Genomic DNA, 12739 nt, shown 5'->3' with positions numbered 1-12739 from the left:
GCCGCGGCCTCCTGATCCGGCCGCGGCACGGCCGACGCCACCCGCTCCACCATCCGCACCACCCCGAGAGGACCCCCATGCGCATCGGCATCGACGTCGGCGGCACGAACACGGACGCCGTCCTGATGGACGGCAGCACGGTCGCCGCGGCCGTGAAGCGATCGACGAGCCAGGACGTGACCTCCGGCATCGTCGCGGCGCTCGCCGGGCTCCGCGAGCAGCGAGACTTCGGGTCCGCCGACGTCGACGGCGTGATGATCGGCACGACGCACTTCATCAACGCGCTCATCGAGGCCCGCGGGCTCGCCCCGACAGCAGCCGTCCGGCTCGGGCTCCCGGCCACCGCCTCGCTGCCGCCGTACACCGACTGGCCGGAGCGGCTCGTCGGCGCCGTGCAGGGCCGGGCGTTCCTCGCGCACGGCGGGCACGAGTTCGACGGCCGGGTGATCTCGCCGCTCGACCCCGAGGAGCTCAAGCGGCACGCCGCCGCGATCGCCGCCGCCGGCATCCGTTCGGTCGCGATCTCGTCGGTGTTCTCGCCGATCAACGACGAGTTCGAGCAGCGCGCGCAGGAGATCCTGGCCGCCGAGCTCGGGCCGGACGTCGCGTTCTCGCTGTCGAGCGAGATCGGCCGCATCGGCCTGCTCGAGCGGGAGAACGCCACGATCATCAACGCCGCGCTCCGGGAGCTCGCCGACACCATCGTCGACGGGCTGTCCGGCTCGGTGGCGTCGAGCGGCATCGAGGCGCCGCTCTTCCTCAGCCAGAACGACGGCACCCTGATGGACGTCGAGTACGCCCGGCGCTACCCGGTCGCGACGTTCGCCTCCGGCCCGACGAACTCCATGCGCGGCGCCGCGGTGCTGTCCGGCTTCGACACGTGCGCGGTCGTCGACGTCGGCGGGACCACGAGCGACGTCGGCGTCCTGACCGGCGGGTTCCCGCGCGAGGCCACCGGCGAGGTCGCCGTCGCCGGGATCCGCACCAACTTCCGGATGCCCGACGTGCTGTCGATCGGCATCGGCGGCGGCTCCCGCATCCGCGAGGACGGCGCGGTCGTCGGACCGGACTCGGTCGGGTACCGACTGGTCGACGAGGCACTCGTCTTCGGCGGGGACACCCTCACCGCCACCGACGTCGCGGTCCGCGGCGGCCGGGGCACGGTGGGCGACGCCGCACGGGTCGCCGGAGTGAGCGCCGAGGTCGCCGAGCGGGCCCTCGCGGTGATCGCCGAACGCGTCGCCGACGTCGTCGAGCGCATGCGCACCTCGTCCGCGCCGCTGCCCGTGGTCGCGGTCGGCGGGGGATCGGTGCTGCTGCCGGACACCCTGCCCGGGCTCGGGACGGTACACCGGCCGGAGCACTACTCGGTCGCGAACGCGATCGGCGCCGCCATCGCGCAGGTGTCCGGCGAGGTCGACAAGGTCTACGCGATCAGCGACGGCAAGCGGTCCGCGGTCGTCGACGAGGCCCGGCAGGAGGCCGTCGACCGCGCCGTCGCGGCCGGAGCGGACCCGTCGAGCGTCGCGATCGTCGACTTCGACGAGGTCCCGATCCCGTACCTGCCCGGCAACGCCACCCGCATCCGCGCGAAGGCCGTCGGGGACCTCGCACTCGGGGCCCTCGTCCGATGAGCACGATCGAGACGCTCGCGGGCACCCGGCCGCTCACCACGATCGACGGTGACTGCTCCGCGCTCGCCCGGGGCGCCGCGATCCTCGGCACCGGCGGCGGCGGCGACCCGTACATCGGCCGGCTGCTCGCCGAGGCCGCCGTCCGTGCGCACGGCCCGGTGCCGGTGGTGCAGGTCGAGGACCTGCCCGACGACGCCGTCGTGCTCAACGTCGCGATGATCGGCGCACCGACCGTGATGGTCGAGAAGACCCCGTGCGCCGGGCAGTTCGCCGAGGCGGTCCGCAGCCTGGCCGCGCACCTCGGGGTCACGCCGACGCACATCGCGTGCATCGAGGTCGGCGGGGTCAACTCGACGAGTCCGATCGTCGCGGCGGCCGAGCTCGGCCTGCCGCTCGTCGACGGCGACGCCATGGGCCGCGCCTTCCCCGAGGTCCAGATGGTCCTGCCGACGCTCGCCGGGGTCCGTGCGACGCCGATGGCGCTCGCGGACGAGAAGGGCAACTCGGTCGTGTTCGACACCGTCGACAACCGATGGGCGGAGCGGCTCGCCCGCACCGCGACCGTCGAGATGGGCTGCTCCGCGATCACCGCGAACTACGCCATGAGCGGTGCACAGGTCCGCGACTCGTACGTCCGCGGCAGCCTGTCGCTGTGCGTCCGGCTCGGGGAGGCCCTGGTCGACGCGCGCGCCGCGAACGAGGACCCCGTCGACGCGGTCGCGTCGGTCCTGGGTGGTCGGGTCGTCTTCACCGGCAAGGTCACGGACGTCGAGCGGAAGACCGTCACGGGGTTCGCCCGCGGGACCGCCCACCTGACCGGGTCGGGCAGCGACACCGGCCGGGAGGCACTGCTCCGGTTCCAGAACGAGCACCTGCTGGTCGAGGTGGCCGGGTCGGTGCGCACCACAGCACCGGACCTCATCGTCACCCTGGACGCCGACACCGGCGAACCGATCACCACCGAGGGCCTGCGGTTCGGCGCGCGCGTCCGGATCGTCACCGCGCCGGCCGACCCGCGCTGGCACACCCCGGCGGGCCTCGCGCTCGCCGGCCCGAGGTACTTCGGCTACGACACCCCGGCGGTCCGCCACGACGGCACCGTCAGCGAGGGAGAGCACGCATGAGCTGGACGATCGACGTCGACGACCTGCCCGACCTGGCCCGGGGCGCGGCGATCCTGGGCACCGGCGGCGGCGGCGACCCGACGGTGGGGATGCTGCTCGTCCGCTCGGCGATCACGGAGCACGGCCCCGTCACGATCCTCGACCCCGACGAGGTCCCCGACGACGCCCTCGTCATCCCGACGGCGCAGATGGGTGCCCCGACCGTCGTGCTCGAACGACTCCCGGCGGGCCCGGAGCCGCTCGGTGCCCTCCGGCGGCTCGAGCAGCACCTCGGCCGCACCGCGACCGCGACCATGCCCATCGAGTGCGGCGGCATCAACTCGATGATCCCGCTCCTCGTGGGGGCCACCGGGGGACTGCCGGTGGTCGACGCGGACGGCATGGGCCGCGCGTTCCCGGAGCTGCAGATGGAGACGTTCTCGGTGTACGGCGTCCCCGGGTCGCCGCTCGCGATCAGCGACGAGAACGGTCACGGCGTCGTCATCGACACCGGGCACGACAACCGCCAGATGGAGTGGCTCGCCCGCGGCGTCACGATCCGGCTCGGCGGCGTCGCGTACATCGCCGAGTACGCCATGACCGGACGCCAGGTCCGCGAGACCGCCGTGCCGCGCACGCTGTCCCTCGCGCTCGCCGTCGGTCGTGCCGTGCGGGTCGCCCGCGAGGAGCACCGCGACCCCGTCGAGGGCCTCGCCGAGGCGTTCTCGCAGACGATCTACACGCACCTGCGCGAGCTGTTCGACGGCAAGGTCGTCGACGTCGAGCGCCGCACGGTGGACGGGTTCGCGAAGGGCCGCGCGACCGTGCAGGGCGCCGACGGGTCCGAGCTCGAGATCGCCTTCCAGAACGAGAACCTCGTGGCGCGACGCGACGGCCGACTCGTCGCCGTCGTGCCGGACCTGATCTGCGTCCTCGACGCGGAGACCGCCGAGCCGATCACGACCGAGCGGCTCCGGTACGGGCAGCGCGTCCGGGTGGTCGGGGTCTCGACCCCCGACCTCATGCGCACCCCGGAGGCACTCGCCGTCTTCGGACCCTCGTGCTTCGGGCTCGACGACGCCTTCGTGCCCGTCGAGGACCTGCACGAACGGGTGCCGGTGGGGGCGCGCTGAGCCGCGCCGATGCGCGAGGATCGACGGTGTGCACCAGGGCGAGCAGCGTGACGGAGCCGTGACGAGCCTCCAGGCCCTCGACGTCGACGACCTCGGACGCGGTACCGCGCTCCTGGGGTGCGGTGGCGGCGGTCAGGTCGACCACATGCTGCACGCGCTGCGGACCGCGCTCGGCGCGGCCGCGGTGCCCGTCGTGCCGCTGGACGGCGCCCTCGGGTCGGTGGTGGCGGTCGGGCTGATCGGGTCCACGACCGTGCTCGAGGAGAAGACCCCGAGCGGTCGTGAGCTGCCGGACGCGCTCGCGGCCGTCGAGCGCTGGACCGGTCGGCGGGCGGACGCCGTCGTCGCGGCGCAGATCGGCGGGGTCACCGGACCCGCGGCCGCGCTGACGGCCGTGGCGGCCGGGCTGCCGCTCGTCGACGCCGACCTGGTCGGTCGGGTGACGCCACGGATCGACCAGCTGTCCCTGTTCGTCGACCCGGTCCCGGTCACCGCGGCCGCCGTCACGTCGAGCGGGCTCCGCATCGTCGTCGACGCCCCCGACCCGAGCGACCTCGAGACGGTGTGGCGCGAGGCGGTGTCGCACAGCGGCGGGTGGGCGGCGTTCGCGATCGGCCCCGTCGACGCCGCGACGCTCGCGGACCGCGCCGTCGTGGGCAGTGTCAGCCGCGCGCTCCGTGCCGGACGGGCCGCTGCCGGGGCGCGCGACGTCGGCGCGCTCGCGGCCGCGGTCGGTGGTCGGCTGGTCGCCCACGGTCGGGTGCTCGACGTGCAGCGCGGGGGCGACGCCGTGGCCTTCGTGCACGGGTCGATGGCACTGCAGGACCTCGGGTCGGGGGCCGTCGTCCGGGTCGAGGCCGGGAGCGAGTGGGTGCACTGCCTGGTCGACGGTGAGCCGGTCGCGGCCACCCCGAGCTGCATCGTCGTCGTCGACGCACGGTCCCTGCGGCCCGTGGCGACCGACCGCGCCCGCGTCGGCGACGAGCTCGCCGTGCTCGTGCTCCCGGGGGCCCCGTGGTGGTGGGCGGACCCGCGCCGGACGGAACGGGTGTCGCCGCGGGCGTTCGGCATCGACGCCGACCCCGTGCCGGAGGTCGCCGCGTGATCCCCGTCGCGGAGTTCCTGCCGCTGCTGCCGACCGGCACCGAGGTGCTCGTGGGACCGGTGACCGGCACCGTCGCAGCGGTCCGCGGGGTCGTCGGCACGCCGGAGCAGGTCGGCCGGACGCTCACCCCGCAGGACGACGCGGTCGTGCTGCTCACCCCCGTGGCCCGCTTCGACGCCCGGTTCGACGTGCTGCTCCGTCGTGCCGCGTCCGCCCGGGTCGCGGTCCTCGTCGTCGTCGTGGCCGAGGACACCCCGCTGCCCGGGCCGGGGACCGCGGCGCTCGCCGACCGGCTCGGGGTCGGGGTGCTCGCGACGCCCGACCCGTGGACGACGTCAGTGCGGGTGCACGAGCTGATCGGCACCGGCGATGCCCCGGCCGCACGGGCCGCGGTCGTCGCCGCGCGCGCCGGGCTCGACGCCGGCCCCGAGCTCGAGGACCTGTTCACCCGGCTCGAGGCGGACCTCGGGCACCCGGTGCGGTTCCTCGACGCCTCCGGTCGACCACTCCGCGGGGCAGGGGTCGCGCCGTCGACGGCCGCGCTGCTCGCCCGGACGGTCGGCACGAGCGAGCCGGTGTGGGCGACGGACCCCGGCGACGGCGCCTCGTCCGGCGGTGCTGGCTCGTCGGGCGACGCTGCGTCGTCGGGCGGCGCTGCGTCGTCCGGTGGTGCTGGCTCGTCGGGCGGCGCTGCCGAGACGGTCGTCGCCGTGCCGGTGCCGACCGGCATCGGGCCGCGCGCCTGGCTGGCCGTCGGGCTGACCGCGCCGCTCCGCGCCGAGCGGGCCACGCTCGCCGCGGCGCTGCGGGTCGCGGCGGTCGCGGCCGGGCACCGCCTCGTGCTCACCCGGCTCGACGACGAACGCGACGCCCGCTACCGGATGGCGATGCTCGACGACCTCCGCACGGCCGACGGGGCACCCGCGCCGCCGCTCGTACAGCGCACCATCGCCGCGGGGTGGCAGCTCGACGCGTGGCACGTCGGCATCCGGCTGGTCGCCCGCGGACCCGTCGACGCCGTCGCCCTGCGCCGCGAGGTCGAGATGGCCTTCGACGGCGAGGGCCTGGACGTCGTCGTGGTCGAGCAGACCGACGGCTGGGCGCTCTGGTGCTCCGTGCCGCACGAGCCGGACCGGGCCGCCGTGGCCGCCCTCGCCGCCTCCGTCCGGTCCGCCCAGAACGCGCTGCGGTCGGCCGTCGACACGAACGCCGGCGTCGGGAGCGTGCACGCCGGTCCCGCCGGACTCGTCCGGACCCTCGGCGAGGCCGGCGACGCCGTCCGCCTGGCCGCCGCCCGGCCCGAGTCGGGGTGGTTCGTGCACGTCGACCGCCTGGGGCTGGCGCAGTTGCTGCTCGCGTGGACGCAGACCGACACGTTCCTGCCGGCGGCCGAGCAGCTCCTCGCCCCGCTCGAGCGCGGCGGGGGAGCGCTCCGCTCGACCCTGGCGGCGTACCTCGACGCGGAGTCGTCCGTCGCCGAGACCGCGGCCGTGCTCGGGGTGCACCGGAACACCGTGGCGGACCGGATCGACCGGGTGCAGCGGTTGCTCGGCGTCGACCTCGGCGACCCGGAGACCCGGCTCGCGCTGCACCTGGCGACGCGGGCGCTCGGCGGGGCGTAGCGCGCGGCGCCCTCGGCGCGCGGCGCCCGGCGTCGCGTGCGCGGGTCGAACCACGTTCCCGACGTCGAACCGCATCGTGCCGCTGGTTCGACGTCGGGGACGTGGTTCGACACCGCCGAGTGCGGGCACAGCACGCCGGTCAGCCCGGCCAGGACGCCTGCGACCACGAGCCGTCCGGGCCCCGCTCGTAGGCCGTCCGGTGGCTCGCGGCGTCGACGGCACCGCGCCAGAACACCATCCGCCGCGGGGTCAGCGCGTACCCGGCCCACGTCGACGGCGGGTCGAGCGCAGCACCACCGCGCGATGCCGTGAAGTCCGCCCAGACCCGTCGCCGGTGCTCGGGGTCACGCTCCGCGGCCTCGCGGTCGTTCACCCACGCGAGCACCTGCAGGTACCGCGTGCGGGCGGTGTAGGCGGCTCGGGCCTCGGCGTCCGTCACGGGTGCGACGTCGCCGACGACGACGAGCTGCCGAGCTGCCTCCGGCCAGACGAGGGTCACCGCCGCACGAGGGAGCGCCGCGAGCTCGGCGGCCTTCCGGCTCCTCGCGTCGGTGTGGAAGTGCAGGCGCTCCCCGTCGAACCGCGACAGCAGCACGGTCCGGGCGTCGGGGTAGCCGTCGAGCCCGACCGTCGACAGCGTCATCGTCGGACCCGGACCGTTCTCGGCCGACGGCAGCCAGGCCGCCGCCAGGACGAGCGGGTCGACCAGGGCGGCCGGGTCGGCCGGGGCAGCGGCCTCGCCGGTCGCGGCCGCCGCCTGCCCCGGCAGCACGGTCACGACACCGCCACCACAGCGGGAACGGCGGCACCACCGACCCCGGCGGCACCACCGACCCCGGCGGCACCACCCGCGCCGGCACCACCCGCGACGGCGCCGGCGCCCGCCGCCGGCCGCGCCACGGCCGGGTCGAAGCGCGCGATCTCGTGCAGCGACGCCACCGCCTCGTCGAGCGACACGTCCCACAGCGCCTGCCCGTACGCCGCCGTGGCCCGGCTCGCGTCGCCGACGACCCCGGGCGTCCCGAAGTCGTTCGACAGCCAGCCGAACGACACCGGCCCGCCGTTGAACCGGATCCGCTCGAACTCGGCCAGGTGGTCGGGCACCCACCGCTCGGCGAGCGACATGTCGACCAGGTCCGGCCGCAGGTGCAGGATCATCGACGTCTCGGCCGCACCGCCGTGGATCCCGAGGCCGCGCTCGTCGGCGTCCTCGCCCGAGGGGCCGGGGACCCGCGCGAGCGTCGGCATGAGGAACGTCTTCAGCCCGTAGCGCTTCCGGATCTCCCGCAGCGCGACCTGCAGGAGCGCGACGTTCCCGCCGTGTCCGTTCGCGAACACGAGCGAGCCGGCGCCCATCAGCGCGACCGCCCGTCCGACCTGGACCGCGGTGTCGAACATCGTCGACTCGTCGAGCCACACGGTCCCCGGCGCCCAGCTGTGCTCGTCGGACTTCGTGAACGCGATGGTGGGGAGCTGCCAGACGTCCAGGCCCTCGGCGGCGGCCCGTTCGACGGCGGCGCCCCCGATCCGGTCGGCGAGCAGGAAGTCGGTGACGAGCGGCAGGTGCGGGCCGTGGTGCTCGACGGCACCGGTCGGCTGCACGACGATCGAGTCGTGACCGAGCCCCGCGGCCACCGCCGGGCCGGACAGCTCGGCGAGCAGCCGCGAGCCGGCGGTCACTTGCCGAACCCCGGGACGACCGGCTGCGCCGACGCCGTCGAGCCACCGCTGACCACGAGCGACGGGTCGATCACGTGCCCCGGGTTGAGCAGCCCCTCGGGGTCGGTGCGCTGCTTGAGCGCCACGAGCTCCTCGACGCCGTGGTCGACGTAGTACTGGTGCGGACTGTGCACCCGGACCCCCAGGTCGCGGAGCAGCGGGTACCCGGCGTAGACGTCCTCGGCCCCGGTGTACGGCGCGGTGAGCATCCCGATCGGGCCGACGTGCGCCGCCTCGATGTGCAGCATCCCGCCCGGGTACACGGCCTCGACCTCGGCGATCCGGTCGATCAGGGCCTCGCCGCCGACCTCGACGTGGAACCACTCGGTGTCCGGGGTGTTCCGCTTGAGCCACCAGATCGGGTGGTTGTAGGACAGCATCGACACCTTGGTGGTCTGCTGCAGGCCCTCGCGGACGTCCAGCACGCTCCCGCCGGCCTGCTCGATCAGCGCCCGTGCCTCGTCGAGCACGGCGTCGTCGACGATCGCCCGCAGACTGGCCCGGTCGTCCGGGATCGCGGCGTCCGAGGGCAGCGTCGCGGCGACCTCGGCGCGATCGGCGCTGACGAGCCGGGGCACGGGGTCGAGTCCGCGGAGCGTCCGCACGGCGACGAGGGCCTCCTCGAACGTCGGGAACGACGCGTACACGGCGCGCCACTCCTGCAGCGGTTCGAGCCGGACGGTGGCGCGGGCGATGATCCCCGCGGTGCCGTAGGTGTGCACGAACGGCTGCGCCTCGTCGCCCTCGACGTGCAGCAGTCCGTCGGCGCCGGGCAGCGCCACGTCGAGCGCCGTGACGAAGCCCTGCCAGTTCGACCCGTGCGCGATGGATCCGGTGCCCCCGGACCCGCCGGACAGGAACCCGCCGATCGTGGACTGCGCGGTGGACGGGTACATCCAGAGCTGCTGGCCGGTGGCGGCGGCGGCCTGCTCGAGCGCGACCATCGAGGCGCCGGCCTCGGCCGTGAGCCAGCCCTCGCCGACCTCGACGACGGCGCGCGCCCGCGAGGTGTCGAGCACGAGTCCGCCGTGCAGCGGGATGCCCTGGCCGTAGTTGCCGGTGCCCTTCCCCCGCGTGGTGACGGGGACGCCGTGCCGGACGGCGGCGCGCAGGGTGGCCGCGACGTCGTCGGCCGACGCGGGGTAGGCGACGAGGTCGGCGAGGCCGAGGGGCAGCTGCGCGCTGAGGATGGGGCTCATGGTCGCCTCGTCGACGGAGGCGCGGGCGCGGGTGCGCTCGTCGGCGCTCACGCCGCGCTCGCCGAGGAGCGTGACGAGGTCGCTGCGGAGCGCCGCCAGGGCGGCGGGGGTGACGGTGGTGGCGGCGGGGGTGACGGTGGTCATGCTCACTCCTGTGGGGTGGGTGGTGCGGGAACGGCGGACGGGAGGCGCGGGGCGGGCGTGCCCCGCGCCTCCCGTCCGGTGGTGGGTCGGCTCAGTGCGGTCGGCTCAGCCGACCCGGGTCACTTGCCGAGCCCGATCTGCTTGTCGAGGAACTCGTTCGTGTACAGGTCCGAGGCCTTGAGGTCGCTCTTCACGTCGCCGGAGCCGGCGAAGACGGGCTTCGCCTTCTCGATGAAGTCCTGCATGCGCTGGTCGTCGACGGAACCGATGTACCCGTCGGTGTCCTTCGCGATGCCGAGCTTCACCATCTGCGCGGCGGCGAACGCACCGACCTTCGAGTCGTACGTCCAGCCGTTGTTGTACTGCTGCACGAGCTTCGTGATCAGGTCGTTCGTCGCCTGGGGTGCCTTCAGGTAGTCGACGTCGGCCTGCTGCATCACGGGGACGAGCTTCTGCAGGCACGGGGTGAGCTTCGTCAGGTCGCCGCTGCGCACGGACATCGCCTCGGGGTAGGGGTTCCACCCGGTGCTCGAGATGAGCGCGTAGTCGACCTTCTTGCCCCAGGCCGCGACCTGGTTCTGGTAGATGTACGGCTCGGCGGTCGCGAAGCCCTGCTGCGCGTCCTTGCCGCCGGCCGACACGAACTTCGACGGGGTGCCGTCGTAGCTGCCGTCGAGGACGCTCTTCGGCAGGGTGCCGGACTGCTCGAGGTAGGTCATGTACGCGGCGCCGTTGAAGTAGCGGACGACACCGCCGTCCTTCGCCAGGGCCTTGCCGAGGCTCGCGATGCTGTCGACCTTCGGGTAGGTCTTCGGGTCCCACATGATCGCCATCGGGGACGTGTCGTTCTCGGCGAAGACGGACGTGGTCGGCAGGTTGCCGGAGAACTGCACGGCCTCGTCGGTGGAGACGTAACCGAGGGTGATCGACTTGTCCTGGTACATCTGCGACGAGACCTTCGAGTAGCCGATCGCGGGGCCGCCGGCGCGGATCTCGAGCTTGACGCCCGTGCTCTTGCCGTTCGCGTACAGGTCGCCGGTGACGGTCTTGCCCGAGGCGTCGATCTGCGGGTCCGGCCCGAGCATCTGGTACAGGTGGCCGTGCTCGCCCTCGGGGTTCCAGTCGGTCTGGACGACGACGGTCGCGGGGCAGACCCCGGACAGGTCGACCTTCGGGCCGGAGGCGGACTGCGCGGTCGCGGCGGTCGTGCTCGATCCGGAGGACGAGCCGGCGGCACATCCGGTGAGGGCGAGCGCGGTCGCGGCGAGGGCGGCGGTCGCGACGCCGAGTCGGGTGATGGTGCGCATGGAGGCTCCGTTCGTGGTGCGGGTCTCGTGGTGCTGTCGGGAAGGGGTGGTGCGGGGAGGGGTGGTGGGGGACGGGTGTGCTGTGGGGGTGGAGCGGGACCGGCGGGCCGGTCAGCTGAAGTCGTGCCAGCGCCCGACGGCCAGGCGGCCGACGAGTCCGAACACGAGGAAGACGGCGACGCCGTAGAGCGAGGCGATGATGATCGTCGCGTAGAGCTCCGGACCCATCAGGCGCGAGGCGGTGACCTGGATGAGGACGCCGAGGCCGGGGTTGCCGCGCTGGAAGAACTGGTCGCCGACGATCGCGCCGATGACGCTCAGGCCGGCCGAGGTGCGCAGGCCGACGAAGATCGACGGCAGGGCGGCGGGGAACTGCAGCTTCACGAGCCGGGCGAACCGGCTCGCCCGCTGCAGCCGGAACAGTTCGCGCTGCGCCCGGTCCGCGGACTGCAGGCCGAACAGGGTGTTCGACACCATCGGGAACAGGGCGATCATCACGGTGACGATGACCCGGCTGGCGAACTCGTAGCCGAACAGGGCGCCGATGAGCGGCACGAGCGCCAGGATCGGCACGCACTGCAGCACGACGGCGTACGGGTAGAGCGAGCGCTCGAGCCACTTCGCCTGCGACATCGCCATCGCCCAGGCGACGCCGATCACGATCGCGAAGGCGAGTCCGACGAGCGACACCACGGTGGTGCGGCCGAGGGCGGACCACAGGTCGGTGCCGAAGGTGGAGGGCGACCCGTCCGGCATCGTCGGCGCGACGATCGCCTTGAGCACGAGGTGCGGGTACGGCACCAGGAACGCGAGCCCGCGGACGTGGTCGTAGTACGCCGCCGCCGCGTACCAGATGCCGACGAGCACGGCGAGGACGACGAGCGGCGGCCACCACGTGACGGCACGACGGGGACGGCCGGCGGTGCGGCGCGCGGCGGTCCGGACGGCCCGGGCCTCGGAGACCTCCTGCAGGGTGACCATCAGCGGTGTCCTTCCCGGAGTGCGTGCGAGACCTCGCCGACCAGTTCGGCGAACTCGGGGGTGAAGCGGATGTCGGGGTCGCGGGGCATCGGGAACGGCACGTCGAACCGGCCGACGATGCTGCCCGGACGGCCGGACATCACGATGACCTCGGTGGACAGGTACACGGCCTCGGACACCGAGTGCGTGATGAACAGGCCGGCGAAGCGCTGCTCGACGAACAGGCGCAGGAGTTCGTCGTTGAGGCGCTCGCGGGTGATCTCGTCGAGGGCGCCGAACGGCTCGTCGAACAGGAACAGCTCCGGGTCGAGCGTCAGCGACCGGGCGAGCGAGACGCGCATCCGCATGCCGCCGGAGAGCTGCTTCGGCAGGTTCGTCTCGAAGCCGGTCAGCCCGACGAGGTCGATGGCGCGCGCGGCCCCGGCGGCCCGCTCGGCCTTCGGGACGTGGCCGAGCTCGGCGAGCAGCTCGACGTTGCCCTGCACCGAGCGCCATGGAAGCAGGGTGGCGTCCTGGAACACGTAGCCGATCCGGTCGGTCGCGACTCCGGCGGTGCCGTGCGACGCGGACTCGAGCCCGGAGGCGATGCGGAGCAGGGTCGACTTGCCGCAGCCGGAGGGGCCGACGACGGACACGAACTGTCCGCGGTCGACGGTCAGGTCGACGCCCTGCAGGGCGACGGTCCCGTTCGGGAAGGTCATCTCGACGTCGCGGAAGTCGAGCAGGGTGTCCGTCGCGGTGACGGGCGGTGGGGCGGTGGTGGTCACGGTCACCTCGGGTCCTCGGTGGGTG

Annotated in this window: 11 protein-coding genes; 5 read left to right on the top strand and 6 right to left on the bottom strand. The window is 74.2% G+C overall.

From position 1 onward, the window contains the following. Positions 1-77 precede the first annotated feature (77 nt). Genes LQK89_RS12675 through LQK89_RS12655 form a run of 5 tightly spaced genes read left to right on the top strand, consistent with a single transcriptional unit; the run spans position 78 to position 6597 of the window. On the top strand, positions 78-1634 hold the full coding sequence (locus tag LQK89_RS12675; RefSeq protein WP_231049299.1) for a hydantoinase/oxoprolinase family protein: 1557 nt from the start codon (positions 78-80) through the stop codon (positions 1632-1634). After that, the gene (locus LQK89_RS12670; protein ID WP_231049298.1) at positions 1631-2758 is read left to right on the top strand and encodes a DUF917 domain-containing protein; all 1128 of its coding nucleotides are present in this window, start codon (positions 1631-1633) and stop codon (positions 2756-2758) included. The genes LQK89_RS12675 and LQK89_RS12670 overlap by 4 nt, the downstream gene beginning before the upstream one ends. Further along, on the top strand, positions 2755-3870 hold the full coding sequence (locus LQK89_RS12665) for a DUF917 domain-containing protein (protein WP_231049297.1): 1116 nt from the start codon (positions 2755-2757) through the stop codon (positions 3868-3870). Before LQK89_RS12670 ends, LQK89_RS12665 begins: the two co-directional genes overlap by 4 nt. Positions 3871-3898: 28 nt before the next feature. Beyond that, positions 3899-4975: a DUF917 domain-containing protein gene (locus tag LQK89_RS12660; protein ID WP_231049296.1), complete on the top strand. Its 1077-nt coding sequence runs from the start codon at positions 3899-3901 to the stop codon at positions 4973-4975. Further along, positions 4972-6597: a PucR family transcriptional regulator gene (locus tag LQK89_RS12655; RefSeq protein ID WP_231049295.1), complete on the top strand. Its 1626-nt coding sequence runs from the start codon at positions 4972-4974 to the stop codon at positions 6595-6597. Before LQK89_RS12660 ends, LQK89_RS12655 begins: the two co-directional genes overlap by 4 nt. Before the next feature lie 139 nt (positions 6598-6736). On the opposite strand, the gene LQK89_RS12650 is transcribed toward LQK89_RS12655, so the two are convergent. From LQK89_RS12650 to LQK89_RS12625, 6 genes are all read right to left on the bottom strand, one after another. Then, a complete protein-coding gene (locus tag LQK89_RS12650; RefSeq protein ID WP_231049294.1) occupies positions 6737-7375 on the bottom strand; it encodes a pyridoxine/pyridoxamine 5'-phosphate oxidase in 639 nt (212 codons plus the stop codon). Next, the gene (locus LQK89_RS12645) at positions 7372-8277 is read right to left on the bottom strand and encodes a creatininase family protein (protein ID WP_231049293.1); all 906 of its coding nucleotides are present in this window, start codon (positions 8275-8277) and stop codon (positions 7372-7374) included. The genes LQK89_RS12650 and LQK89_RS12645 overlap by 4 nt, the downstream gene beginning before the upstream one ends. Beyond that, positions 8274-9659: an FAD-binding oxidoreductase gene (locus tag LQK89_RS12640; RefSeq protein ID WP_231049292.1), complete on the bottom strand. Its 1386-nt coding sequence runs from the start codon at positions 9657-9659 to the stop codon at positions 8274-8276. Before LQK89_RS12640 ends, LQK89_RS12645 begins: the two co-directional genes overlap by 4 nt. Positions 9660-9778: 119 nt before the next feature. After that, positions 9779-10966, bottom strand: a complete 1188-nt coding sequence (locus tag LQK89_RS12635) for an ABC transporter substrate-binding protein (RefSeq protein WP_231049291.1) — start codon at positions 10964-10966, stop codon at positions 9779-9781. 111 nt (positions 10967-11077) lie between these two features. After that, positions 11078-11947, bottom strand: coding sequence for an ABC transporter permease (locus LQK89_RS12630; protein ID WP_231049290.1), 870 nt, complete (start codon positions 11945-11947; stop codon positions 11078-11080). Further along, positions 11947-12720 carry an ABC transporter ATP-binding protein gene (locus tag LQK89_RS12625; protein ID WP_231049289.1) on the bottom strand — a complete coding sequence of 258 codons (774 nt, stop codon included), beginning with the start codon at positions 12718-12720 and terminating at the stop codon, positions 11947-11949. The genes LQK89_RS12630 and LQK89_RS12625 overlap by 1 nt, the downstream gene beginning before the upstream one ends. Positions 12721-12739: the final 19 nt, after the last annotated feature.

This window comes from Curtobacterium sp. C1, assembly GCF_021049325.1.
In the GTDB taxonomy this organism is placed as follows: Bacteria; Actinomycetota; Actinomycetes; order Actinomycetales; family Microbacteriaceae; genus Curtobacterium; species Curtobacterium citreum.
This window is presented reverse-complemented; position numbering and strand designations above follow the sequence as displayed.